Source organism: Rhizobium sp. Root274 (assembly GCF_001429245.1).
Lineage (GTDB): Bacteria > Pseudomonadota > Alphaproteobacteria > Rhizobiales > Rhizobiaceae > Allorhizobium.
Map to the genome: position 1 here is coordinate 1,412,500 of NZ_LMJE01000001.1, position 23,492 is coordinate 1,435,991.

A 23,492-nucleotide genomic window follows, 5' to 3' on the forward strand; every position below is an offset into this window, starting at 1 on the left:
ACCAAACCAAAATAAAAAGCAATTTTTGGGCCAAGTGGATTTCGCCCTGCATAATTCGCAGTTTGCGGGGTGAATGCAGGGGAGTCGAGCGTCCGCCATGGCCTTGTCCGCGAATCTGTTCCTGAAACAGAGCCAATCGCTGGTGATGACACCGCAGTTGGTGCAGTCCATCCAACTGCTGCAGATGACCCATATCGAATTGATGCAGTTCATCTCGCAAGAGGTGGAACGCAATCCCCTGCTCGAATTGAATGCAGATGACGGAGATTTGGGCTCCGACGCTGCCGATACCGCCGACGCCCATGGCAGCGCCAGCGTCAACAACGGCCAATCCACCGACGATACTATTGCAAGCCCCTCGCTCGACAGCGACTGGTATGAGGGCAGCGGCAGCGAGAACCTCAATGACCGGCTGGACACGAATTTCGACACCGCCTTTGCCGACGAAGGCTCCAGCATGCGTCCCGATGCGCCGGAGCTGCTCGGGCAGTGGAAGTCGATGCCGGGGAGTTCCGGGGAGACCGGGGAAGGCTTCGATCTCGACGATTTCGTTGCCGGGCAGATCAGCCTACGTGACCACCTGAACCAGCAGATTCCTTTTGCTCTTCCGACACCTGCCGACCAACTGATTGCGGCCGTCATGGTCGATCACCTTGACGAGTGCGGCTACCTGCGGCTCGATCTCGATGACCTGGCGGCGCGACTGGGGCGTGCCCGGGAGCAGATCGAAACCGTGTTGCAGACGCTGCAGACGCTGGAGCCCGCAGGCGTCTTTGCGCGCTCGCTCAGCGAATGCCTGGCGATCCAGCTGCGCCAGCGCGACCGTTATGATCCGGCAATGGCCATGCTGGTGGACAATCTCGAGCTCCTCGCCAAGCGGGATTTTGCCACCCTGAAGCGGCTCTGCGGCGTGGACGAGGAGGATCTGCTCGACATGCTGTCGGAGATCCGCAAGCTCAACCCGAAGCCGGGCGGCTCTTTCGAGCACAGCGTCTCGGAATCGGTGACGCCCGACGTCGTCGTGCGCGCGGACAACAATGGTGGCTGGCAGGTCGAGCTCAATCCGGATGCGCTGCCCCGGGTGCTGGTCAATCACAGCTATATGGTGGCGGTGGGGCGCCAGGGTGGGGCGAAGGACAGTCCCGATCACGCCTTCATGTCGGAATGCATGCAGAACGCCAACTGGCTCACCCGCAGCCTCGACCAGAGGGCGCGCACGATCAGCAAGGTGGCGGCCGAGATCGTGCGGCAGCAATCGGCCTTCCTGGATCACGGGGTCGATCACCTGCGGCCGCTGAACCTGAAAACGGTCGCAGACGCGATCAAGATGCATGAATCCACCGTCAGCCGCGTCACCACCAACAAATATATGCTGACGCCGCGCGGGCTGTTCGAGCTCAAATATTTCTTCACGGTGTCGATCGCATCCGCAGAAGGTGGCGACAGCCACTCGGCCGAAGCCGTTCGTCACAGGATCCGGGCGTTGATCGAGAAAGAGAGCCCGGAGGCGGTGTTATCGGACGACGACATCGTCGACACGCTGAAATCCGGCGGCGTGGAGCTTGCGCGCCGGACCGTGGCAAAATACCGTGAGTCCATGAACATCCCGTCCTCGGTTCAGCGGCGGCGGGAAAAGCGCGCCATGGCGAAGATCCCCACCCACTGAGACCCCCTTGAAATCCGGGAAATTAACCGGTCATTGACTTTTGACGGGATGGCGGCTAGAAGCGCGCCGCAATCGACAGCGCACACTGTTGGCCCCGGAGACAATTGGCCGGATCACGCCCGACAAACGAAGGTACAGACTGCCCGCACCACTCTAAAAGCTTGGACGCGGGCGTCGCTTGGCGTAAAATGGGCACGTAACCAATCATAAGAAGGGAAACTCCATGAGTGTGCGTGTATCCGGCAAGCAGATGGAAATCGGTGAAACTTTCCGCCAGCGGATCGAAGACCGAATCCAGGATGCGGTTACCAAATACTTCGACGGAGGGTATTCCGGGCAAGTGGTCGTGGCAAAATCGCAGTCGCGATTTTCGGCCGATTGCCTGGTGCATCTCGATACCGGCGCAAACCTGCACGCCGCAGGTGAGGCCAATGATCCGCAAGTGGCCTTCGACACCGCCTTTGAGCGCGTCGAGAAGCGCCTGCGCCGCTACAAGCGCAAGCTGAAGGATCATCACGCCGGCGAAGCATCGAACCCGCCGATCGAGGTGGCCTACACGGTCATGGACTCCGTCGACGAGGATCATGAGGAACTGCCGGAAGACTATGCGCCGACAATCGTGGCCGAGAGCACGAAGAAATTGCGGACCATGACGGTTGCTTCGGCAGTCATGGCCCTCGACATGACGGACGAACCGGTGCTGCTGTTCAGAAGCCCGGGAAAAGAACAATTGAATATCGTTTATCGTCGCAATGACGGTAATATCGGGTGGATCGATTCCGCCAACATCAAAGGCTGACGAGACTGGCGCGGGCAAACGCGAAAACGTTCGCCCGCCACCGGCTCAGACGCATGAAGGAAATTGATATGGCCTTGGCAGATTTGCTGCATCAGGACGCTGTCGTACCGACACTCAGGGTGAATTCGAAGAAGCAGCTGCTTCAGGAACTCGCGGCCAAGGCTTCCAAGCTGACCAATATCCCCGAGCGCGAAATCTTCGACGTCATCCTGCAGCGCGAGCGGCTGGGTTCGACCGGCGTCGGCAATGGCATCGCCATTCCACATGGCAAGCTTAACAAGGTCACGCAGATCACCGGGGTTTTCGCCCGGCTCGAAACCCCTGTCGATTTCGAAGCGCTGGACGACCAGCCGGTCGATCTCGTCTTCCTGCTACTGGCACCGGAAGGTGCTGGCGCCGATCACCTAAAGGCCTTGTCGCGCATTGCCCGCGTGCTGCGCGACCAGGATCTGGTCGCCAAGCTGCGCGCAACGGAATCCGCCTCGGCGATTTATACCTTCCTCAATGAGGAGCAGGCCTCGAACGCCGCTTAAGCGGCATCGACGCACCGTGCAGATATAAAAAAAGCGCCTCTCGGGGCGCTTTTTTCGTTTGCGGTGACGCCCGTGATCAGGCCTTGGCAGCATCCTCGGCGGAAGCTTCCGCCTTAGGGCCGCCCTTGGCGACGCCAACCATGGCAGGGCGCAGGACCCGCTCGCCGATCGCATAACCGGCCTGCACGACCTGGACGACGGTGTTGTTTGCCACGTCAGGATTGGGCACTTCGAACATGGCCTGGTGGAAGTTCGGGTCGAACTTCTGGCCGACCGGCTCGATCTTGCGAATGCCGTGACGTTCCATGGTCGCCAGCATGCCGCGCTCGGTCATCTCGACGCCTTCAATAAGGGCCGTGACCGCAGCATCGGCGCCAGCGCGGGCGTCTTCCGGCAGGCTTTCGATGGCGCGGCGCAGGTTGTCGGAGACGGAGAGCATGTCACGGGCGAAGCCCGTCATGGCATAGGACTTGGCGTCCTTGATCTCGCGTTCGGTGCGACGGCGCAGGTTGTCCATGTCGGCTGCGAGGCGCAGGAAGCGATCGCGCAAGTCGGCATTTTCCGCCTTCAGGGCTTCGAGCGCATCAGTCTCGCCGCCTTCGGCTTCAGCCTGCGACTGATCTTCCTGAGCTTCGGTAGCGTAAGCCTCTGCGGCGTCCGCGTCAGGTCCGTTCTTGTTGGTTTCTTCGGTCATGACGTTCTCCGAATGATTCTGCGTTTTCGAACACGGGGTTCGATTTCGTGCCCGATATCAGGGTTTAGGGTGAAAAAATCAAGGGTCGCCGGCCAATTCGGCCTTATACCAAATCTCGATGATAGGAACCGATAGGATCGGCTCGATCGTCCCTGCTGGCTAGGAGAGGTCCGAAGAGCGATGCTTGCGCATCGGTCGAGGATCTCGACGACGCCAGAAGGGGCGAGAAGCCGACCGAAGTTGGCTAATGGGAGGCCTCTGGCGTTGTTGCGCCGCTTGGACGATGCGGAAGCATCGCCCGGCGCATCGCGCCTAGCCAGCGACCTGCCATTAGCCATCCTATAGGTTCTATCATCGAGACTTGGTATTACCGCCCGGAGCGCGACAAGCGCGCCATGAGCTGGGCTGTATAGTCGACCATCGGCACGATGCGGGAATAGTTAAGCCGGGTCGGGCCGATTACGCCGACAGCGCCGACGATGCGGTCCTCGCCGTCCCGGTAAGGGGCAACGATCAGCGACGAGCCAGACAGCGAGAAGAGCTTGTTCTCCGAGCCGATGAAAATGCGAACACCCGGGCCGCTTTCGGCCAGATCAAGGATCTCGATCAGGCTTTCCTTGCGCTCGAGATCATCGAAGAGGAGGCGTAGGCGATCGATATCTTCGAGGTCAACGAGGCCTTCGAGCAGGTTTGCACGACCGCGCACGATGAGGCGGGTCGGGTTCTGCTCGGCCCCCTCGCCCGACCAGACTGCCAGCCCACGCTTGACGAGGTCCTGGGAGAGCGTGTCGAGCTCGGAGGCGACCTCGGCCTTCATGCTGTCGATCTGACTGCGCAATTCGCGCAGTGTCTGGCCGGTCAGATTGGCATTGAGAAAATTCGCGGCTTCGGTGAGCTGCGAGGCGGTGACGCCCGAGGGCAGATCGATGATGCGGTTTTCGACCTGATTGTGTTCACCGACGAGCACGGCGAGCGCCTTGGTCGGCTCCAGGCGGATGAATTCGACATGTTTGAGGACCGGATCATTCTTCGCCGAGATGACCAAGCCCGCGCCGCGCGACAGGCCCGACAGCATGCGACTGGCCTCGGTCAGCATAGTTTCGACCGGCTGGTCCGGGCTTGAGGGACGGATCTGGCGTTCGATGCTGTCGCGCTCGGTTTCCGAGAGGTCGCCGACCTGCATGAAGGCATCGACGAAGAAGCGTAAGCCCGCCTGTGTCGGCAGTCGGCCGGCGCTGACATGGGGGGCGTAAATGAGACCCAAATGCTCGAGATCGCTCATCACGTTGCGCACGGAAGCGGGCGAGAGCGACATGGGCAGCAGTCGGGAGAGATTGCGTGAGCCGAGGGGATCGCCGGAATCGAGATAGGTCTCGACGATCCGCCGAAAGACCTCTCTGGAGCGGTCGTCCAGCGATGCTGCAACATCTGCGATGGTCGTGTTGGATGCGGCCATTGTCAGGGCTGGCATGATCTCATTGTTTCCATGGCAAGAATATAGTCATTCGCAGGTGGATGACAAAGGGGTAATTGGCCGGCTGCCCGCCGTTGCAGGACCTGCACATGGTTTTTCTTTGCAAATACCCGCCGCCGTCCTTAGAAGGCTCTGACAACCCAGGAGATAGCAATGCGGCCATCCGGCAGAAAAACCGACCAAATGCGCAAAGTTTCTTTCGAGCGCAATTTTTCCAAGCATGCCGAAGGCTCCTGCCTGGTGAAGTTCGGCGATACGCATGTGCTTTGCACCGCGAGCCTGGAAGAAAAGACGCCGCCATGGCTGCGCAATTCCGGCAAGGGCTGGGTGACGGCGGAATATGGCATGCTGCCGCGCGCGACCGGCGAGCGCATGCGCCGCGAGGCATCCTCGGGCAAGCAGAGCGGCCGTACCCAGGAAATCCAGCGGTTGATCGGCCGGTCTCTGCGGGCCGTCGTTGATCTCGAAGCGCTCGGCGAGCGGCAGATTTCGATCGACTGCGACGTCATCCAGGCGGATGGCGGCACGCGAACGGCGTCGATTACCGGCGCCTTTATTGCGTTGCATGACTGCCTGAAGTGGATGGAAGCCCGCAGCATGATTAAGGTCGAGAAGGTCCTCAAAGACCATATCGCCGCCGTTTCCTGCGGGATATTCGCCAATCAGCCGGTGATCGACCTCGATTATCTGGAAGACTCCGCAGCCGAAACCGATGCGAACTTCGTCATGACAGGCTCCGGCGGCATCGTCGAGATCCAGGGCACCGCCGAAGGCAAGCCGTTCAGCCAGGACGAATTCCTGACGCTGCTGGGTCTCGCCCGCAACGGGATTGACGAACTGGTGGCGCTGCAGAAGCAGGCGATTGCCTGAAGGCAGGAAAGCATGATCGAAGGCGTTCTCGAAACCGCCCTTTATGTGGACGATCTGGACAAGGCCGAAACCTTCTATGGTGGGGTGCTGGGACTTGAGACGATCCAACGGAACGGCAATCGCCACATTTTTTACCGCTGCGGATCCGGCATACTGCTGATTTTCAACGGTGTGGAAACGCTGAAACCCTTGCCGCCCGGCTCACTGGACGTGCCGAGACACGGCACGACCGGGCCCGGCCATGCCTGTTTCCGCGTCACCGGGAATGATCTCGACGCCATGGCGGACAAGCTGAAGAATGCCGGCATTCCCCTGGAATCGACCGTCACCTGGCCGAACGGCGCCCGATCGATCTATTTCCGCGATCCGGCGGGAAACAGCCTGGAATGCGCCGATCCCCGCCTGTGGGATCTCGAATAGGACATTCACTATGCGCAAGCTCGACACACGCACCATCGTTGTTGCCAGCCACAATGCCGGCAAGATCGCCGAAATCGCCGACCTGATCGGCCCCTTTGGGTTCTCCGCCAAGTCGGCGAAGGATCTCAACTTCGTCGAACCCGACGAGACGGGCACGACCTTCGAGGAGAATGCGGCGATCAAGGCGCTGGCCTCGGCCAAGGCTTCGGGACTTCCCGCCCTCTCCGACGACAGTGGTCTTGTCATCGACGCTCTCGACGGCGCGCCTGGCGTCTACACGGCCAATTGGGCCGAGCGCGAGGACGGGACACGCGATTTTCCTTGGGCGATGGGGAAGGTGGAAAAGGCGCTTGCCGAGCGCGGCGCGACGGAACCCGCCCAGCGGACCGCCCGCTTCGTCAGCGTGCTCTGCCTTGCTTGGCCGGATGGCCATACTGAATTTTTCCGGGGCGAGATCGAGGGCGTCGTTGCTTGGCCGCCGCGCGGGACGGCGGGCTTTGGCTATGATCCGATCTTCCAGCCGGAGGGCCATGCGCGCACCTTTGGCGAGATGACGGCAGATGAAAAGCACGGCTGGAAGCCGGGCGACCCGGAAGCCCTGTCGCACCGGGCGCGGGCGTTCAAGCTGTTCGTCGAAACCTGCCTGGAGGCATGAGCTTTGACCGACAGGTCGTCCACGCTTTTGCCCGACACGGGAGAGCCCGGTTTCGGGGTCTATATCCATTGGCCGTTCTGTGCGGCCAAATGTCCTTACTGTGACTTCAACAGCCATGTGCGCCACCAGCCGGTGGATCAGGCGCGTTTCGTCCAGGCCTTCCTCACCGAAATGAAGACGATGCGGGCGCTGTCGGGACCGAAGACGGTGACCAGCGTGTTCATGGGCGGTGGCACGCCATCACTGATGGATCCTTCGACCGTCGGCGCCATTCTGGACGGCATTGCCTCGACCTGGCATGTGCCCGACGGTATCGAGATCACCATGGAGGCCAATCCCTCCAGCGTCGAGGCGACGCGCTTTCACGGCTATCGCGCCGCCGGCGTCAACCGCGTGTCGATGGGCGTTCAGGCGCTGAACGATGCGGATCTCCGCTTCCTTGGGCGGCTGCATGACGTGGCCGATGCGCTGAAAGCCATCCGGCTAGCGCGGGAGATCTTTCCGCGTATGTCCTTCGACCTGATCTATGCTCGGCCGAACCAGACGGTGGAGGCTTGGGAGCGCGAGTTGAAGGAGGCGATCTCCTATGCGGTCGATCACCTGTCGCTCTATCAACTGACGATCGAGGAAGGCACCGCCTTTTACGGGCTGCACAAGGCCGGCAAGCTGATCGTGCCGGACGAGGAGCAGGCGGCGACGCTTTACGAGGCGACGCAGGAGATTACCGCACGCGAGGGCATGCCGGCCTATGAGGTTTCCAACCATGCGCGGCCGGGCGCCGAGAGCCGGCATAATCTCACCTATTGGCGTTACGGCGATTATGCCGGGATCGGCCCGGGGGCGCATGGGCGGCTGACGCAGGGGCGATTGAAGATCGCGACGGCAGCGCAGAAGCATCCGGAGACCTGGCTCTCCGCCGTCGAGCAGGATGGCCACGGGATCGTCGATCGGGAGGATCTCGACAACGAGGCCCAGGCTGACGAATTGCTGATGATGGGACTTCGGCTGCGCGAGGGTGTCGATCTCGCCCGCTGGCAACAGCTCTCCGGTCGTGATCCGGACCCGGACAAGGAGCAGTTCCTGCTGGAACAGGGCTTCATCGAGCGGCTGGGCAATTCCCGCCTGCGCTGCACGCCGGCAGGCATGCTGATCCTGAACGCCGTGGTGGCCGATCTCGCCTGCTGAAACGAAGGAGAGTGTCATGCCTGTCGATGATGCCTTTGCCCGACATGACATGGCTGTCCTGTATGATGCCTTCAACAGTCACGGGGACGACAAAGCCTTTTATCTCGGCCTTGCGGACACGCCTTGCCGGGTGCTCGACATCGGCTGCGGCACTGGATCGATCGGGCTGGCGCTCGCCGATCTTGGGCACGCGGTGACAGGTCTCGATCCCGCACCCGGCATGCTGGCGGTGGCGCGGAGCAAGGACATGGGCCACCGTGTGCACTGGGTTGAGGGAAGTGCGCTCGACCCCAGACTATCTCTCGACGAAAAGTTCGATCTGGTGATCATGACCGGTCATGTTTTTCAGGTGTTTCTCGACGATGCCGAAACGCGAGCGATGCTGGATTTTGTTCGGCGGCATCTGGCGCCCGAGGGGCGGTTGGTGTTCGAGAGCCGCAATCCGCTTGCGCGGGCGTGGGACCACTGGACGGAAGGCGAGACGCGCGAGTTTCGGGATGTCGACGGGATTGGGCCGGTCGAAGTATTCTACCAGGTGAAGGCGATCGAGGGCGAGCATGTCACCTTCGATGCCGTGTTCACGCTTCTGGAAACTAGCGAAAGGCGGTTAAGCGAGAGCCGGTTGCGGTTTGCGGACCGCGAGACCATTGGTCGATTGCTGACGGAAGCGGGTTTTGCGGCGACAGACTGGCTCGGTGATTTCGACGGCAGCCCCTCTTCCGCGACCAGCCCTGAAATCATTCCCGTCGCCAGGGTTCAGGCCAGGCCCGCGTGAAGATAGAGCCAGGTGGTCGGTTCGCCGTCAAAGGCGCCGCCTGAGACAGTTTCGATGTCGATCTCGGTGAAGCCGGCGGGCCGGCAGAGTGCTTCCAGTTCCTCTTGAGAAGGCCTGTTGTAGTAGCGTCCGAGGCGGTCGAGCCCCTCCGCTCCGCCCGCCTTGAAGCTGGCATAGAAGCGCCCGCCGGGGCGCAGCGCCCTGATGATGCGGCCAAGGACATCCGGAAGATCGTTGCGCGGGACGTGCAGAAGGCAGGCATTGGCCCAGATGCCGTCGAATTCCGCTTCGTATCCCAGCTGCTGGAATGGCAGGACCAGAACCGGGCGTCCCAACCTTCGCTCGGCTTCGGATGCCATGGCGGCTGATCCATCCGAGGGGGTGACATCGAAACCGCGCGCGAGCAAGGCCTCGCTGTCGCCGCCTGCGCCGCAACCGAGTTCCAGAATGCGGGCACCCGCTGGCAGACGCTCGATGAAACGGATCATCTGCGGTTCGGGCAGACGCCTGTCACGCGCCGCATAGAGGGCGGCGTTCTCGTCATAGAAGCGAAGGGAAGGATCGCCGGTCATGGGATCTGCTCAAAAAGAAAGGCCGGCTTGGGAGCCGGCCTTGATATGTCGTCTTATTCGTTGATCAGGCGTCGCAGCAGTTCGATTTCCTGCGACAGCTTCTGATCGGCGGAGATCAGCTCCTCGATCTTGCGCACGGCATGCAGCACCGTGGTGTGATCGCGCCCGCCGAAGCGGCGGCCGATTTCGGGGAAGGAGCGCGGGGTCAGCGTCTTCGACAGATACATGGCGATCTGGCGCGGCTTGACGATGACGCGGGTGCGGCGGTTAGAGACCAGTTCCTGGCGCGACACATTATAGTGACGGGCGACGACGCGCTGGATGTCTTCGATGCGGACGCGCTTCTGGTCGCCGGCGCCGACGAGGTGGGCGAGCAGTTCGTCGACGCGTTCGATTGACAGGTTCGGCTCGAAGGAGCGGCGGAACAGCAGCTGGTTGAAGGCACCTTCCAGATCACGGCCGCTGCTGGTGATGTTGCGGGCAACATGCTCGAGAATATCGGAGGGGATATCGAGCGACGGATCGTCCTTGCGGGCGGCCTCCAGACGCGATTTCATCATGTCGAGGCGCATCTCGTAATCAGGCGCTTCCATCTCGATCGCAACGCCACCCTGGAGACGCGAGCGGACGCGCGGATCAAGCGATTCCAGTTCCCACGGCGCGCGGTCGGCGGCGACGACGACCTGCTTGGCGCTGTCGAGCAGCATGTTGAGGAGATGGCAGAACTCGTGCTGGATCATCTTGCCCTGCAGGAACTGCATGTCGTCGATGATGAGGAGGTCGATGTTGCGCAGCGAGTCCTTCAACGTCAGGGCATCGTTGTCGCGGATGGCAGTGGCGAAGCGCCACATGAAATATTCGGCGGTCAGATAGACGACGCGGGGTGCGCGCGGGCTATGAACAGCGGCATTGGCGATTGCCTGCAGAAGATGGGTCTTGCCGAGGCCAACCGAGGAATGGATGAAAAGCGGGTTGAAGCGCACGGCGCCGGCGCCGGCTTCGGCAATCGTCTTGGCGGCGGCGAGTGCCACACGGTTCGATGCGCCTTCGACGAAGCCATCAAAGGTATAGCGGCTATCGAGGGGCGAGCCGAAAAGCGGGCTTGCGGTGCTGGCGGCGCGACCGGTGACGGAGGACGGACCGGCAGGAGAGGCGATCTGGCCGATGTGCTGCGGACCCGGCTTGCGGCTGGCCGCCTGCTGCGGGGCGGGCTCTGCACCTGGCTGACGCTCGTCGAGGGCCGGGCCACGGATGTTGCGGCTTGCGCTGCGCACCATGATCTCGACTTTGAGGATCGACGGATCCTCGGCCTGGAAGATCGTGGTGATGAGATCGAGATAGCGGTTGTTGATCCACGACTTCAGGAAGGTCGTCGGGACTGTCAGGCGCACCACGCTCTTGGAGGCGGAGTGCAGCTTCAGGCGGCCGAACCAGCTCTGATACACATCAACCCCAACCTGGGCTTTCAATCTTTTGCTGAACCGGTCGAAAAGAGCGTCATGCTTCATTTCGGCATTGTCTCCCGCGCCCTCGGAGCATGCGGCGCCCAGCGCCGAATGTGCATTGTCCCCGTTCGCCAACGCACCGGCCGTCATAGAATTCGTCTGCATTTTGCCGCCTTCCAAATCATTCCAGGTGCCGGGCGCCTCTTAAGCCGTCCGACAGCCGCTTCTCTTATGGCGATCCGTAACCGGATCAACAGTCCCCGAATGGACTGGTTCCAAGCCTTCAGCCAAAGGCTTCGCATCAGTCCGGCCACCATCCCCCCAAGACGACGACCTGCTCTCATTATAGTGGACTGCATCCTCGACATGCGGTCCACTCTTGCTCGATCCGGCAGCAAGCCCGATCGAGGCGCAAAACCGCCACCACGCGGAAACCACAGGGGTTGCCGATGCAATGCCGGTTACTTTTAGAGAAAACGGAATGGAAACACTCCGCTCCGGCAAAGGCTTGCGTGTCGGATCGGTATTTCTACCTTCCAGACCGTCTTTGCAGACCAGTCCCGCGCCCTTTGCTGGAGATCATTAATGCAGGATCAAAAGGCAAGATCAACACTGATTTTTACGCGAATTCGGCGCATGGCCATTGACTCTTGGTACTTCATTTTTGCGTCACATTCGGCTGAAAAAGAATCGCTTTTGAATCAAGGAGATTCACAATCAGTCCCGAATTGGACTTTCCTGGACGCGAAAAAATAAAAATTCTCTTGACTCGCGAAGCGCCCAACCTGCCCCAAGGGGAAGCGAGCCAACACACAGGCACCTCCCCCAAGATATTGAAATATATGTAGATTTTCTGTCACGCCATTGACACGCTGCGGCGCACAAGCATATCCTAAAACACAATTTTGACGGGAGGCCGGCGGACAACGCAAAAAGCCCGGCGAAACGCCAGGCTCTTTAGATTTTGTCAGAATGGTGTCTAAAATTAGACAGCCAGAGCCTTCACACGAGCCGCCAGGCGCGAGATCTTGCGCGATGCGGTGTTGGCGTGAACGACGCCCTTCGTGGCGGCGCGCTGCAGTTCCGGCTGGGCTGCCTGCAGGGCATCCTTGGCAACCGCTGCGTCACCGGAAGCGATCGCTTCTTCGACCTTGCGGATGAAACCACGAACGCGCGAGCGACGAGCCTTGTTGACTGCAGTGCGGGCAGCGATCTTGCGGGTCGCCTTTTTCGCCGAAGAAGTATTGGCCATAGATGCCTCTCTCGAAATTCAAACCAAAGCCCACCATCGCCGCGTCGGGTCGTTGCGACCTGCCATACCAGCACTTGGGGAGCTGTTTCATGGAAAGGCACTAAAGGCTTTTCCAACCGTGGGCGGGCATATAGCGGGAAAGCGCGAATGCGTCAACGCGGATTCTGCAGATAACGCGCCGTTGCGGGCGCTTATCTGTTGCGGAAGGCCGGCTTGCGCTTCTCGACGAAGGCCGCCATGCCTTCCTTCTGGTCTTCGGTGGCAAAGAGCGAGTGGAATAGGCGGCGTTCAGAGCGCAGGCCCTCCGTCAATGTCTGCTCGAAAGCGCGGCTCACCGCCTCCTTCGCCATCAAGACGGCGGTCAGAGAAAAGCCAGCGATCTTGGCGGCGGCTTCCAGGGCTTCGTCAAGCAGGCGCTCCGGTTCGACCACGCGGGCGACGAGACCAGCGCTCTCGGCTTCCGCCGCATCCATCATCCGACCGGTGAGGCACAGATCCATCGCCTTGGCCTTGCCGACGGCGCGGGTCAGGCGCTGGGAGCCGCCCATGCCGGGAATGATGCCAAGGGTGATTTCGGGCTGGCCGAATTTCGCGGTCTTCGAGGCAATGATGAAATCGCACATCATGGCGAGCTCACAACCGCCGCCCAGCGCAAAGCCGGAGACGGCGGCGATGATCGGCTTGCGGAAGCCGGCGATATCGTCCCAGCCGCCGATGAAGCCGCCGGTATAGGCATCGACAAAGTCGAGCGACTGCATTTCCTTGATGTCGGCTCCGGCGGCAAAGGCCTTTTCCGAGCCGGTGAGAACAACCGCGGCGATGCCCGCATCGGTCTCCAGCTCGGACAGCAGCTGGCGCAGTTCGCGCATGACCGTGGAATTGAGCGCATTCAGCGCCTGCGGCCGGTTAAGGGTAATAACGGCGACGCGGTCGCGACGTTCAGTCAACAACGTTTCGAATGACATGTCTCTCTCCCTGGCTGGCCTTCAAGGCTCACTTCTGGCACCGGCGACAATAGAATGTCGAGCGACCGGATTGAACTATCCTTTCGACGGTACCGCCACAACCCTCCGTCAGGCAGTCGCGGCCCTCGCGGTCATAGGCGCGGAAGAAGTGCTGGAAATAGCCCAGCGTACCATCCGTCTGGATATGGTCGCGCAGCGACGAGCCACCGGCCTCGACGGCGTCGGCGATCACCTCGCGGATGGACGAGGCAAGCAGCGTCAGCTCCGGCTTCGGCTTGCCGGTCTTGGTCACCAGGGTCGAGACTTTGCGGGTGGGCGACAGATGCGACCGCCAGAGCGCTTCGCAGACATAGATATTGCCGAGCCCGGCGATGACTTTCTGGTCGAGCAGTGCGCTCTTCAGGGGCTGGCTGCGATCGGCAAAACGCGAAGCCAGATAATCGGCTGAGAGCCTATTGCCGACGGGCTCGGGCCCGAGATCGCGGAAGGCGGGGTAATCGTCGAGCTCGGCGCGGTTGACGAGATCCATGAAGCCAAATCGGCGGGGGTCATTGTAGATGACGCGGACCGGGCCTTCTGCGCGCTCCAGATGAAAAAGAACGTGGTCGTGCTTTTCGTCCTTGCTGCGCTCGTGATGGAAGACGCCGGGTGTTTCTGCCGCCTCCCCCTCTTCGATGCGGAAAGAGCCGGACATGCCGAGATGGGCAATCACGGTTGCGCCGTCATCCAGATCAATGAGGAGATACTTGGCGCGGCGCGACAGCGCCTCGATGCGACGGCCTTCCACCCTTGCGGCAAAATCGCGCGGCAGTGGAAAGCGTAGGTCGGGGCGGCGCAGCTCCAGGCGTCGCAGCTGTGCGCCTTCCATCGTCGGCGCCAGGCCGCGACGGACTGTCTCTACCTCTGGCAATTCCGGCATTTCAGCCCATCTTTCTGTTTGAAGCGCCTGTTTTACGGTCTATAGACCAGCCTTGAAGCGGGTGTACTTGCGCAGATAGCGCGTGAGAAGCCTTTTCGCTATGGTCCCCCGACCTGTCCGTACCGTGGAGTGAACCGATGACCGAAAGCCGCATTTCCGCCGATGGTGGCATGGAAACCTCCTACGGGTTCCGTCAGGTCGACGAGCAGGAAAAGCAGGGCCTGGTCAACGAGGTCTTCCACAAGGTGGCCAAGCGCTACGACATCATGAATGACGTGATGTCGGCCGGGCTGCACCGGGTGTGGAAGGATGCGATGGTCGCCTCGCTCAATCCGCGCAAGGATCCGAACTATAAAGTGCTGGATGTTGCCGGCGGCACCGGCGACATCGCGTTTCGAATCGTGGAAGCCTCCAACGGGCTGGCCCATGCGACCGTGCTCGACATCAATGGCTCAATGCTGGGTGTGGGCGCAGAACGCGCGGAAAAGAAGGGGCTTACCCCAAACCTCACCTTTGTCGAGGCAAACGCCGAAAGCCTGCCCTTCGAGGACAACACCTTCGACGCCTATACGATTGCCTTTGGTATTCGCAATGTGCCGCATATCGATGTGGCGCTGTCGGAGGCCTTCCGGGTGCTGAAGCGCGGGGGCCGACTGCTGGTGCTGGAATTCTCGGAAGTGGAGCTGCCGCTCTTGGACAAGGTCTATGACGCCTGGTCGTTCAACGCGATCCCGCGTTTTGGCAAGATGATCACGGGTGATGCGGAGCCCTATCAGTATCTGGTGGAATCGATCCGCAAGTTCCCGAACCAGCCGGACTTTGCGCGGATGATCGAGCGTGCCGGCTTCGCAAGCGTGCGCTTCACCAATTTCACCGGCGGCATCGCGGCGCTGCATTCCGGCTGGAAGATCTGACCGGCATGAGCATGATCGGTGCATATTTCCGCTTGGCGCGGGTCGGCTGGGTGCTGGTGCGGGAGGGCGTTATTGCTGCCCTGCCCTCCGAGGGCTTGCCGCCACTCGTCGGCTTCGCGAAAGCGGCCGTTGCACCGCTTGCCCGCAGCCGGGCAAAATCCGTCGACCGCGCTGATCGGCTCGCCAATGCGGTGGCACGGCTCGGACCTTCCTATGTGAAGATCGGCCAGTTCCTGGCAACGAGACCCGATGTCGTGGGTGCGGAATTCGCGGAAGATCTCTCGGGGCTGCAGGACCGGATGGCGTTTTTCCCGACTGAAGCAGCCCGCACCACGATCCGCGAGTCTCTCGGCCGGACGATCGAAGACCTTTATGCACGCTTCGATGAGCCGATTGCAGCAGCCTCGATCGCGCAGGTTCATCCCGCCGAGGTCGAGACGCCAGAGGGACGCCGCAAGGTGGCCGTGAAGGTGATCAGGCCCGGCGTGCGCAAGCGTTTTGCCGCCGATCTTGAGGCCATGTATCTCGTCTCGCATCTGCAGGAACGGTTCATCCCGAACTCGCGGCGGCTGCGGCCCGTCGAGGTAACGAAGACGCTGGAACAGACCACCAAGGTGGAGATGGATCTTCGGCTGGAGGCAGCTGCCCTTTCGGAGATCGCTGAGAACACGGCGGATGATCCGGGCTTCCGTGTCCCCCGGGTCGACTGGGAGCGCACCGGTCGTGACGTCGTGACGATGGAATGGATCGACGGCATCAAGATGTCGGATGTCGCAGGCCTTGTCGCCGCTGGACATGATCTGAACGCTCTTGCCGATACGCTGATCCAGTCCTTCCTGCGCCACACGCTGCGCGATGGCTTCTTCCATGCCGACATGCATCCCGGCAATCTGTTCGTAGATCCCACCGGGACCATTGTTGCCGTCGACATGGGCATTGCCGGGCGGCTGGGCAAGAAGGAACGTCGCTTCCTCGCCGAGATCCTCTATGGCTTCATCACCCGCGATTACCTGCGGGTGGCGGAAGTTCATTTCGAAGCCGGTTATGTGCCGTCGCACCACAATGTCGCGAGTTTTGCCCAGGCGATCCGGGCGATCGGCGAGCCGATCCATGGCCAGCCGGCTGAGACGATTTCCATGGGCAAGCTTTTGACGCTGCTGTTCGAGGTCACCGAGATCTTCGACATGGAGACGCGCCCCGAGCTTGTCATGCTGCAGAAGACAATGGTCGTGGTCGAGGGCGTTTCGCGCATTCTCAATCCGCGCTTCAACATGTGGAAGGCAGCCGAGCCGGTCGTTTCTGACTGGATCCGCGACAATCTGGGACCGAAGCGGATCGTCACCGACCTCAAGGACGGTGCGAAGGCCGCCATGCGACTGGCGGAGGCGCTGCCGGAGATCGCGACCAAGACGGAAAAGCTGCATGGCGAGATCGTGCGGATGAGCGAGGAAGGGCTTCGCTTCGATGCGGAGACGGCCGAGCGGATCGGGCGGGCGGAGGCACGGCATACACGGTCCGGGCGGGTGGCGCTCTGGGTCATCGCCCTGTCGCTTGTGACGATTGCCGTACACCTCCTTTAACGCATTGCATTTGACCGAAATTTATTTCGCGCTCCGGATGGAACAATAGGGCGACGATCGCGTTGGAACATCGAAACGCGTTCTTTGTTCCGTCTGGAAATCAATGTCTGCCACACAAACCGGCCTGGTCCGATCCGCCCTGCTCTTTCTTTTGATCGGCACCGGGATCCTTATCATCATCATCGTCGCCAGCTTCGGGCTGGTCGAGCGTACCCGCACGACCTTCGCCGACATCCTCGTTGAGCGCGATATCCGACGCATGTCGGCCGACCTCATGCAGAAGCTGACAGATGCGGAAACCGGCCAACGGGGCTTCCTGATCACCGGGGACGAGATTTTCCTGCAGCCTTACGAAGACGCCGTCGGCGAGATCCGCGCCGCCGTCGACAAGCTGGCAGCAGCGGTCGATGGACGGCCGACCAAGGAACGAGACACGCGTGAGCTGAGCGAACTGGTGAATGCCAAGCTCACCGAACTGGCACGCACTGTGGATCTGGTCCGCAGCGGCGAGCAGGCCCAGGCAATCGCCTTGGTCGAGACGAATGTCGGCCGCGAGTCCATGGACCGGATCCGTGCCATCCTGGAGGATTTCAAGCAGAAGTCGGATGCCGCCATTGACGGCGGAGCCAACCAGCAGATCGACGCGACGCAACAGCTGCAATGGATCACCATCGCCGGCGGGGTGGCGATCATCGTCATCATGGGCGCCGCCCTTTTCGTCGTTGGCCAGCACATTCGGGCGCTGGCGACGTCGCAGCAAGAGGTTCGGCGATTGAACGAGGGGTTGGAGGCGCGGGTGGCCGAGCGGACCGAAGACCTGATGCAGGCAAATCAGGAAATCCAGCGCTTCGCTTACATCGTCACGCATGATCTGCGGGCACCGCTGGTCAACATCATGGGCTTTACCGCAGAGCTCGACACCTCCCTCAAGGCTCTGCAAGCCTACGTGCTGAACGACGGCAAGCCGCTTACGGAAGACGAGATCCAGTCGGCGCGACTGGCTGCCTCCGAAGACTTGCCAGAAGCGATCGGCTTCATTCGCTCTTCGACGCGGAAGATGGACGGGCTGATCAACGCGATCCTGAAGATCTCACGCGACGGCCGCCGCCAGCTGAAGCCCGAAGAAATCGAACTCAAGCCGCTGGTCGAGACGATCACGGCGAGTGTCTATCACCAGATCAGCGAAAGCGACGGGACCATCGATCTCGACATCCGTGCCGACCGTCTGATCACCGACCGGCTTTCCGTCGAGCAGATCCTTGGCAACCTTGTCGACAACGCCATCAAGTACAAAAAGCCGGAGGTGCCATTGGCGCTATCGATCCGCTCGATGCCCGAGGGCCGGCACATGGTTCGCATCGAGGTGCAGGACAATGGCCGCGGCATTGCCGAACAGGACCACGAGCGCGTCTTTGAGCTCTTTCGCCGATCCGGACAACAGGATAAAGCGGGCGAAGGCATCGGGCTTGCCCATGTTCGTTCCCTGGCAAGGAACCTGGGCGGGGAGATCAGCGTTACCTCTCGTTTGGGAGAGGGATCAACCTTCGTGCTCAGGCTGCCATACGATCTATCACGCTTGGTACGGAGTTGATTATGAAAGCGGTGGGAAAAGAAGTTACGATCATCATGATCGAAGATGACGAGGGCCATGCTCGTCTCATTGAAAAGAACGTCCGGCGTGCGGGCGTGAACAACGACATCATTCCGTTCACCAACGGGACCGAGGCGCTTGATTACGTGCTGGGTCAGGACCGGAGCGGAAAGGTCTCGGAAGACCGCTATCTTCTGATCCTGCTCGACCTCAACCTACCCGACATGTCCGGCACGGATATCCTCGATCAGATCAAATCCAATCCGTATACGCGGCGAATGCCTGTGGTCATCCTGACGACGACGGACGACGAGCGCGAAATCCAGCGGTGCTACGACCTCGGGGCCAATGTCTATATCACCAAACCTGTCGATTACGACAATTTCGCCAATGCCATCCGGCAGCTCGGTCTCTTCTTTTCCGTTATGCAAATCCCATGACCCCGGACCCGCGCCGATGAGCTTCCGCGTCCTCTATATCGATGACGACGCAGCCATTGCGCGCCTGGTGCAAAAGCATCTGGTTCGGCTCGGGCACGACATGGCGCATGCGGAAACCGCGAATGACGCGCTGGAACTCTTGAAGAGTGGGGAGTTCGACGCGATCGTGCTCGATCACTATCTGCGCCAGACAACGGGTCATGAAGTGCTGGCCCTGATGCGGGAAACCCGCGTCGACCTACCTGTCGTCTACGTGACAGGTTCGAACGAGGCGCAGATCGCAATCGAAGCGATCAAGGCGGGTGCTGCCGACTACGTCATCAAGACGGTCAGCGAGGACTTTCTGTCTCTGCTGACGAGCGCCATCGAGCAGTCGATCGCGAACGCACAGCTGCGCGCCGCCAAGGAGCGGGCGGACGAGGAAATCCGCCTGGCCAAGGAGCGGGCGGAAGCGTTGCTCGCCGAGGTCAATCACCGTGTCGCCAACTCGTTGGCGCTGGTCGCCAGCCTTTTGCGCCTGCAGATTTCCAGCGCACGGAGCGAAGAGGTGAAGGCGGAGCTTGCCGAGACGCAGGCCCGCATTACCGCGATTGCCGGCATGCATCGCAGCCTCTACACCTCCGACGATGTCAGCCGGGTGGAACTCGACCGATATCTCGGCCGCCTGACGGCAGAGCTCTCCAACTCCTTGAGCAGCGCCGAAAAACCGATGCGGCTGCTGCTCGATGCCGACCGGATCTCGCTCAGCGCCGACAAGGCCGTTTCCGTCGGCATGATCGTCACCGAACTGGTGACCAACGCGCATAAATACGCCTATGCCCCCGGTGAAGGAGGCGATATCCGCGTGCATCTGAAGCGGATATCGGACGACGACGCCCTGCTCAGGGTGGAGGATGACGGGGTGGGCATGAACGCCGATGACGCACCGAAGGGCACCGGGCTCGGCAGCCGGATCGTCAAATCGATGGCCTCAACACTGGGCGACGGTTTGCGCTATCTCGAAGGCCAAGGTGGAACCGTCGCAGAGGTGCCGCTGAAGCTCGACGTGATCTCCTGATCCTTTCCCAATGGCTCCCGGCGTTTACCAGCCCTTGCGACAGCGTTTGCCTCAGCGCCGATTTGCGCTAGGGTCACGCCGACAAAAGGGGCCCTACTTTCATGACCTTGGCCGGCAAGCGTATTGTTCTGATCATCGCCGGCGGCATTGCCGCCTATAAGAGCCTCGACCTCATCCGGCGCCTGCGGGAACGGGGCGCGGGCGTGACGCCGATCATGACGCGGGCGGCCCAGGAATTCGTCACCCCGCTTGCCGTTGGCGCGCTTTCTGCGGCCCATGTCTATCTCGACCTGTTTTCCCGTGAGGATGAACAGGATGTCGGCCATATCCGGTTGGCGCGGGACTGCGATCTCGTACTGGTGGCGCCGGCGACAGCGGATCTCATGGCGAAGATGGCGCATGGGCTCGCCGACGATCTCGCCTCCGCCGTGCTTCTTGCCAGCGATCGGCCGATCCTGATCGCGCCGGCGATGAACCCGAAGATGTGGGACAATGCTGCAACCCGACGCAATGTCGCGACATTGAAGGCGGACGGCATCAGGATGATCGGCCCGATGGCGGGCGAGATGGCCGAAAGCGGCGAGCGCGGCCTTGGCCGGATGGCCGAGCCGCTGGAGATTGTCGTTGCGGTGGAAGAGCTCTTGTCCGGGCCGAAGCCGCTCGCCGGCTTGAAAGCCGTCGTGACTTCAGGCCCAACCCAGGAGCCGATCGATCCCGTGCGCTATATCGCCAACCGCTCCTCCGGCAAGCAGGGGCATGCGATTGCCGCAGCTCTGGCCCGGTTAGGGGCAGAGGTCACACTGGTCTCCGGACCTGTGACCATTCCCGATCCTTCCGGTGTGCGTGTTCTGCATGTGGAGCGGGCCGAAGAGATGCGGGATGCTGTGCTCGCCAACCTGCCGGCCGATATCGCGGTCATGGTTGCGGCCGTTGCCGACTGGCGGGTGGCTTCCGGTTCAGACCAGAAAATCAAGAAACAGCCGGGAGAAGCGCCGCCGCCTCTGATGCTGACCGAGAACCCGGACATCCTGAAGACCGTGGGGCATCGCGCGCAGCGACCGCGCCTCGTTGTCGGCTTTGCCGCCGAAACGCAAAATGTCGAGGCCAACGGACGGTCGAAGCTGGAGCGCAAAGGCGCCGACCTGATCGTTGCCAATGACGTCTCGCCGGCGACGGGGATCATGGGCGGCGACCGCAATCGCGTGCGACTGATCACCAAGGACGGCGTAGAGGACTGGCCGGAGCTCTCGAAAGAGGAAGTTGCGCAGCGGCTGGCCGGCTGGATCGCCTCCCATTTTGCGAGTGCTTCCGCGTGAGCCTGTTCGACCGTGCAGATTTCGTATGCTTCGTGGAAGGACTTGCTGGCACAAGCCTCGTCGACCAGTGGGACGGTTGCGTCGCCAAGGTCGGGGACAAGGTCTTCGCTCTTTTGACCGACAGTGAGCGGCATCTCGCATTCAAGGTGAGCGAGGAGAGTTTCGAGATCCTGACATCGCTCGAAGGCGTGGCGCAGGCGCCCTATTTCGCCAAGCGCAAATGGGTGAGCGTGAGCCCGAGCACGGAGCTGACGGCAACGGATCTTGAGGAATACCTTGTTCGCTCCTACCGGACCGTCAGCGGCGGCCTGACACGCAAGCTCAGGCGTGAACTCGGCATCGAAGACTGAGGCCGGAGCGTCAGCCGGCGAGCGCGATCGGCCGATCCGGCGCCATTTCGATTCGCGCGGAGACCGGCTTGAATTCGGCAGCCTGCAAACCCTTATCGTTGAGGATGACGGCACTTGAGGCGGGAATTTCTACCCAGGTGTCGGCCTCGTCGTTGAGCGGTTCGGAAACGAGGCAGTAGCTGCCCTTCGGCCCCATGGGCGCTGCATAAAGGGTCGGCGCGAACTCATCAGTCGAGTAGCGCACGGCATAAAGCGTGTCTCCGTCCGAGAAGGCAGCCGTCAGGCGGATGCCGGCAGCGCCTGCCAGATGCAGGCTGATCTGCTCGACGAAGCCGACGGCCTCGGCCATCGCCGCGAGCGGGCGTTCCTTCAGGCCGAATTGCAAAGCAAGCAGGAAAAGCAGTTCGCTATCCGTCGTGCCGACGCGGGCGTGGAAATGCGCGTCATCGAGCATCGCTTCCATCGGGCGGCGGATGCGGTCGAAATGGTCTATCTGGCCATTGTGCATGAAGGACCAGGTGTCATGCACAAAGGGATGACAATTGTCACGGCGGGTCGAGCCATGGGTCGCGGCACGGACATGGGCGAGGAAGAGCGGCGAGCGGATCTGGCGAGCGAGGCTTTTCAGATTGCAGTCGGACCAGGCTGGCAGCACGTCACGAAAACGGCCCGGCTCGGGTCTGTCGCCATACCAGGCGATGCCGAAACCATCGGCATTCGTGGCGGTCTTGGCGCGGGTGGCGCAATGGGACTGTTCGATGAGCGAGTGGGCAGGCGAGGTGACAAGTTCCTCGAGGAAGATCGCTTCTCCGCGATAGGCTGCCCAACGACACATGCGTTTCACAACTCCGGAAGGCGCCGACACAAGGGCTGCCCGACAACAGTGTTCGCCTTATAGGCTAACGATTTGCAAACATCCGCACTTTCATGACAGAATTTTGTCAGGGGTCGCAATCTTTTTCTGCGCTGCAGCATAGGCAAATGTGAACACTGCGTTCCGCTGGGCCCTACTGCAGGGGGAGCCGGGAGCGGCTATATTGGGCCCTTGAAACCATCACTTGGCAGAGGAGCCCCGCCCCATGTCCATTCGTCCCGTCAAGCATGAGAGCCGCGCCACACCGACCCTGGAAGGGGCCGGCGTCAAGCTGCACCGCGTCTTTGGCTTCGGCGATCCTTCGATGACCGATCCCTTTTTGATGATGGATGATTTCCGCAACGACGATCCTGGCGATTACATTCGCGGCTTTCCCTGGCATCCGCATCGCGGCATCGAGACGATCACCTATGTGCTGGCCGGCACCGTTGAACACGGCGACAGCCTCGGCAATCAGGGCATGCTGGGCGCCGGCGACCTGCAATGGATGACGGCCGGCAGCGGCATCATGCATCAGGAGATGCCGAAGGGCGATTTCGCTGGCCGCATGCACGGCTTCCAGCTCTGGGCCAACCTGCCCTCATCACTGAAGATGACGAAGCCGCGCTATCAGGACATCAAGTCCGCCGATATCCCCGTGGTGGTCGATGACGACGGTACATCCGTGCGGGTCATCTGCGGCGACTTCTGGGGCAAAGCGGGTCCCGTCGACGGCATTGCCGCCGAACCCGTCTATCTCGACATCTCCGTCCCGCCGGGCAAGCGCAAGACCTTCCCGGTCGATACCTATCGCTCGGCCTTTGCCTACATCTTCGCCGGCTCCGGCTCGTTCCGCGATGCCTCCAAGCCGTTCGGGGTGAAGGTCGAGAAGGAATATATGGGTGAGGAGCTGAACATCCGTGACCTCTCCGGCAATCGTACGCTGGTCGTTTTCGACACCGGCGATGAAATCACCGTGCAGGCCGGCGAGAAGGGCATCCGCTTCCTGCTCGTCACCGGCAAACCGATCAAGGAGCCGGTCGCCTGGCACGGTCCGATCGTGATGAACAGCCGGGAAGAACTGATGCAGGCGATGAAAGAGCTGCAGAACGGAACTTTTATCAAGGCCGATCATTAATAGGGTGCAGTCAAGTTCATCTCGCCCGG

Annotated in this window: 23 protein-coding genes and 1 pseudogene; 16 read left to right on the forward strand and 8 right to left on the reverse strand. The window is 61.3% G+C overall.

The window, feature by feature from the left end; all coding sequences use genetic code 11:
- Positions 1-97 precede the first annotated feature (97 nt).
- From rpoN to ptsN, 3 genes are all read left to right on the forward strand, one after another.
- Positions 98-1,666 (forward strand): RNA polymerase factor sigma-54, encoded by a 1,569-nt coding sequence (gene rpoN / locus ASE36_RS06965; protein ID WP_062276851.1) that lies wholly within the window; start codon positions 98-100, stop codon positions 1,664-1,666.
- Positions 1,667-1,889: 223 nt separating this feature from the next.
- The gene (hpf, locus tag ASE36_RS06970; protein WP_062276854.1) at positions 1,890-2,465 is read left to right on the forward strand and encodes a ribosome hibernation-promoting factor, HPF/YfiA family; all 576 of its coding nucleotides are present in this window, start codon (positions 1,890-1,892) and stop codon (positions 2,463-2,465) included.
- 68 nt (positions 2,466-2,533) lie between these two features.
- The gene (gene ptsN, locus ASE36_RS06975) at positions 2,534-2,998 is read left to right on the forward strand and encodes a PTS IIA-like nitrogen regulatory protein PtsN (RefSeq protein WP_062276857.1); all 465 of its coding nucleotides are present in this window, start codon (positions 2,534-2,536) and stop codon (positions 2,996-2,998) included.
- Between the two features lie 76 nt (positions 2,999-3,074).
- Here ptsN and grpE read toward each other — a convergent pair.
- Positions 3,075-3,728 (reverse strand): annotated as a pseudogene (gene grpE / locus ASE36_RS06980) (nucleotide exchange factor GrpE); the annotation flags it as partial.
- Positions 3,729-4,059: 331 nt separating this feature from the next.
- Positions 4,060-5,148, reverse strand: a complete 1,089-nt coding sequence (gene hrcA / locus ASE36_RS06985; protein WP_062278174.1) for a heat-inducible transcriptional repressor HrcA — start codon at positions 5,146-5,148, stop codon at positions 4,060-4,062.
- A 171-nt stretch (positions 5,149-5,319) separates the two neighbouring features.
- On the opposite strand from hrcA, the gene rph reads away from it, so the two are divergent.
- From rph to ASE36_RS07010, 5 genes are read left to right on the forward strand one after another with little or no spacing between them, the layout of a single operon-like run.
- Positions 5,320-6,036 carry a ribonuclease PH gene (rph, locus tag ASE36_RS06990; protein WP_062276863.1) on the forward strand — a complete coding sequence of 239 codons (717 nt, stop codon included), beginning with the start codon at positions 5,320-5,322 and terminating at the stop codon, positions 6,034-6,036.
- Between the two features lie 12 nt (positions 6,037-6,048).
- Positions 6,049-6,456, forward strand: coding sequence for a VOC family protein (locus tag ASE36_RS06995; RefSeq protein ID WP_062276866.1), 408 nt, complete (start codon positions 6,049-6,051; stop codon positions 6,454-6,456).
- Positions 6,457-6,466: 10 nt separating this feature from the next.
- Entirely contained in the window at positions 6,467-7,111 is a 645-nt protein-coding gene (gene rdgB / locus ASE36_RS07000) for an RdgB/HAM1 family non-canonical purine NTP pyrophosphatase (RefSeq protein WP_062276869.1), read from the forward strand.
- A 3-nt stretch (positions 7,112-7,114) separates the two neighbouring features.
- Positions 7,115-8,296: a radical SAM family heme chaperone HemW gene (hemW, locus tag ASE36_RS07005; protein ID WP_062276871.1), complete on the forward strand. Its 1,182-nt coding sequence runs from the start codon at positions 7,115-7,117 to the stop codon at positions 8,294-8,296.
- Between the two features lie 16 nt (positions 8,297-8,312).
- Positions 8,313-9,071 carry a class I SAM-dependent methyltransferase gene (locus ASE36_RS07010; protein WP_062276874.1) on the forward strand — a complete coding sequence of 253 codons (759 nt, stop codon included), beginning with the start codon at positions 8,313-8,315 and terminating at the stop codon, positions 9,069-9,071.
- Here ASE36_RS07010 and ASE36_RS07015 read toward each other — a convergent pair.
- The 5 genes from ASE36_RS07015 to mutM all read right to left on the reverse strand — a co-directional run bounded on the left by ASE36_RS07015 (position 9,053) and on the right by mutM (position 14,224).
- Complete coding sequence (locus ASE36_RS07015) at positions 9,053-9,643, reverse strand: class I SAM-dependent methyltransferase (protein WP_062276877.1); 591 nt, start codon at positions 9,641-9,643, stop codon at positions 9,053-9,055. The two genes, ASE36_RS07010 and ASE36_RS07015, sit on opposite strands and share 19 nt — an antisense overlap.
- Before the next feature lie 53 nt (positions 9,644-9,696).
- Entirely contained in the window at positions 9,697-11,253 is a 1,557-nt protein-coding gene (gene dnaA / locus ASE36_RS07020) for a chromosomal replication initiator protein DnaA (RefSeq protein WP_062276880.1), read from the reverse strand.
- Between the two features lie 820 nt (positions 11,254-12,073).
- Positions 12,074-12,340, reverse strand: coding sequence for a 30S ribosomal protein S20 (gene rpsT / locus ASE36_RS07025; protein WP_062276883.1), 267 nt, complete (start codon positions 12,338-12,340; stop codon positions 12,074-12,076).
- A 191-nt stretch (positions 12,341-12,531) separates the two neighbouring features.
- Positions 12,532-13,305 carry an enoyl-CoA hydratase gene (locus ASE36_RS07030; protein ID WP_062276885.1) on the reverse strand — a complete coding sequence of 258 codons (774 nt, stop codon included), beginning with the start codon at positions 13,303-13,305 and terminating at the stop codon, positions 12,532-12,534.
- A gap of 28 nt (positions 13,306-13,333) precedes the next feature.
- Positions 13,334-14,224 carry a bifunctional DNA-formamidopyrimidine glycosylase/DNA-(apurinic or apyrimidinic site) lyase gene (gene mutM / locus ASE36_RS07035; RefSeq protein ID WP_062276888.1) on the reverse strand — a complete coding sequence of 297 codons (891 nt, stop codon included), beginning with the start codon at positions 14,222-14,224 and terminating at the stop codon, positions 13,334-13,336.
- 137 nt (positions 14,225-14,361) lie between these two features.
- On the opposite strand from mutM, the gene ubiE reads away from it, so the two are divergent.
- The 7 genes from ubiE to ASE36_RS07070 all read left to right on the forward strand — a co-directional run bounded on the left by ubiE (position 14,362) and on the right by ASE36_RS07070 (position 21,472).
- The gene (gene ubiE / locus ASE36_RS07040) at positions 14,362-15,138 is read left to right on the forward strand and encodes a bifunctional demethylmenaquinone methyltransferase/2-methoxy-6-polyprenyl-1,4-benzoquinol methylase UbiE (protein ID WP_062276891.1); all 777 of its coding nucleotides are present in this window, start codon (positions 14,362-14,364) and stop codon (positions 15,136-15,138) included.
- A gap of 5 nt (positions 15,139-15,143) precedes the next feature.
- Positions 15,144-16,718 (forward strand): 2-polyprenylphenol 6-hydroxylase, encoded by a 1,575-nt coding sequence (gene ubiB, locus ASE36_RS07045; RefSeq protein ID WP_062276902.1) that lies wholly within the window; start codon positions 15,144-15,146, stop codon positions 16,716-16,718.
- Positions 16,719-16,821: 103 nt separating this feature from the next.
- Complete coding sequence (locus ASE36_RS07050; protein WP_062276905.1) at positions 16,822-18,309, forward strand: sensor histidine kinase; 1,488 nt, start codon at positions 16,822-16,824, stop codon at positions 18,307-18,309.
- Between the two features lie 2 nt (positions 18,310-18,311).
- Positions 18,312-18,749 (forward strand): response regulator, encoded by a 438-nt coding sequence (locus ASE36_RS07055; protein WP_062276908.1) that lies wholly within the window; start codon positions 18,312-18,314, stop codon positions 18,747-18,749.
- Positions 18,750-18,765: 16 nt separating this feature from the next.
- Positions 18,766-19,806: a sensor histidine kinase gene (locus ASE36_RS07060; RefSeq protein ID WP_062276911.1), complete on the forward strand. Its 1,041-nt coding sequence runs from the start codon at positions 18,766-18,768 to the stop codon at positions 19,804-19,806.
- Between the two features lie 101 nt (positions 19,807-19,907).
- On the forward strand, positions 19,908-21,122 hold the full coding sequence (coaBC, locus tag ASE36_RS07065; RefSeq protein ID WP_062276914.1) for a bifunctional phosphopantothenoylcysteine decarboxylase/phosphopantothenate--cysteine ligase CoaBC: 1,215 nt from the start codon (positions 19,908-19,910) through the stop codon (positions 21,120-21,122).
- A complete protein-coding gene (locus ASE36_RS07070; RefSeq protein WP_062276917.1) occupies positions 21,119-21,472 on the forward strand; it encodes an MmcQ/YjbR family DNA-binding protein in 354 nt (117 codons plus the stop codon). The genes coaBC and ASE36_RS07070 overlap by 4 nt, the downstream gene beginning before the upstream one ends.
- Positions 21,473-21,482: 10 nt before the next feature.
- On the opposite strand, the gene ASE36_RS07075 is transcribed toward ASE36_RS07070, so the two are convergent.
- Positions 21,483-22,307, reverse strand: coding sequence for a class II glutamine amidotransferase (locus ASE36_RS07075; protein WP_062276920.1), 825 nt, complete (start codon positions 22,305-22,307; stop codon positions 21,483-21,485).
- A 244-nt stretch (positions 22,308-22,551) separates the two neighbouring features.
- On the opposite strand from ASE36_RS07075, the gene ASE36_RS07080 reads away from it, so the two are divergent.
- Entirely contained in the window at positions 22,552-23,463 is a 912-nt protein-coding gene (locus ASE36_RS07080) for a pirin family protein (protein WP_062276923.1), read from the forward strand.
- Positions 23,464-23,492 lie beyond the last annotated feature (29 nt).

What these genes read in the sequence shown, in the direction of transcription:
- mutM (WP_062276888.1), bottom strand. Translation starts at nt 14,224, where the DNA reads ATGCCGGAATTGCCAGAGGTAGAGACAGTCCGTCGCGGCCTGGCGCCG.
- dnaA (WP_062276880.1), bottom strand. Translation starts at nt 11,253, where the DNA reads ATGCAGACGAATTCTATGACGGCCGGTGCGTTGGCGAACGGGGACAAT.
- ASE36_RS06995 (WP_062276866.1), top strand. Translation starts at nt 6,049, where the DNA reads ATGATCGAAGGCGTTCTCGAAACCGCCCTTTATGTGGACGATCTGGAC.
- rpsT (WP_062276883.1), bottom strand. Translation starts at nt 12,340, where the DNA reads ATGGCCAATACTTCTTCGGCGAAAAAGGCGACCCGCAAGATCGCTGCC.
- rdgB (WP_062276869.1), top strand. Translation starts at nt 6,467, where the DNA reads ATGCGCAAGCTCGACACACGCACCATCGTTGTTGCCAGCCACAATGCC.
- coaBC (WP_062276914.1), top strand. Translation starts at nt 19,908, where the DNA reads ATGACCTTGGCCGGCAAGCGTATTGTTCTGATCATCGCCGGCGGCATT.
- ASE36_RS07080 (WP_062276923.1), top strand. Translation starts at nt 22,552, where the DNA reads ATGTCCATTCGTCCCGTCAAGCATGAGAGCCGCGCCACACCGACCCTG.
- ASE36_RS07075 (WP_062276920.1), bottom strand. Translation starts at nt 22,307, where the DNA reads ATGTGTCGTTGGGCAGCCTATCGCGGAGAAGCGATCTTCCTCGAGGAA.
- ASE36_RS07050 (WP_062276905.1), top strand. Translation starts at nt 16,822, where the DNA reads ATGTCTGCCACACAAACCGGCCTGGTCCGATCCGCCCTGCTCTTTCTT.
- rph (WP_062276863.1), top strand. Translation starts at nt 5,320, where the DNA reads ATGCGGCCATCCGGCAGAAAAACCGACCAAATGCGCAAAGTTTCTTTC.
- ASE36_RS07010 (WP_062276874.1), top strand. Translation starts at nt 8,313, where the DNA reads ATGCCTGTCGATGATGCCTTTGCCCGACATGACATGGCTGTCCTGTAT.
- rpoN (WP_062276851.1), top strand. Translation starts at nt 98, where the DNA reads ATGGCCTTGTCCGCGAATCTGTTCCTGAAACAGAGCCAATCGCTGGTG.
- ubiB (WP_062276902.1), top strand. Translation starts at nt 15,144, where the DNA reads ATGAGCATGATCGGTGCATATTTCCGCTTGGCGCGGGTCGGCTGGGTG.
- hrcA (WP_062278174.1), bottom strand. Translation starts at nt 5,148, where the DNA reads ATGGCCGCATCCAACACGACCATCGCAGATGTTGCAGCATCGCTGGAC.
- ASE36_RS07015 (WP_062276877.1), bottom strand. Translation starts at nt 9,643, where the DNA reads ATGACCGGCGATCCTTCCCTTCGCTTCTATGACGAGAACGCCGCCCTC.
- hpf (WP_062276854.1), top strand. Translation starts at nt 1,890, where the DNA reads ATGAGTGTGCGTGTATCCGGCAAGCAGATGGAAATCGGTGAAACTTTC.
- ASE36_RS07060 (WP_062276911.1), top strand. Translation starts at nt 18,766, where the DNA reads ATGAGCTTCCGCGTCCTCTATATCGATGACGACGCAGCCATTGCGCGC.
- ASE36_RS07030 (WP_062276885.1), bottom strand. Translation starts at nt 13,305, where the DNA reads ATGTCATTCGAAACGTTGTTGACTGAACGTCGCGACCGCGTCGCCGTT.
- ASE36_RS07055 (WP_062276908.1), top strand. Translation starts at nt 18,312, where the DNA reads ATGAAAGCGGTGGGAAAAGAAGTTACGATCATCATGATCGAAGATGAC.
- ptsN (WP_062276857.1), top strand. Translation starts at nt 2,534, where the DNA reads ATGGCCTTGGCAGATTTGCTGCATCAGGACGCTGTCGTACCGACACTC.
- ubiE (WP_062276891.1), top strand. Translation starts at nt 14,362, where the DNA reads ATGACCGAAAGCCGCATTTCCGCCGATGGTGGCATGGAAACCTCCTAC.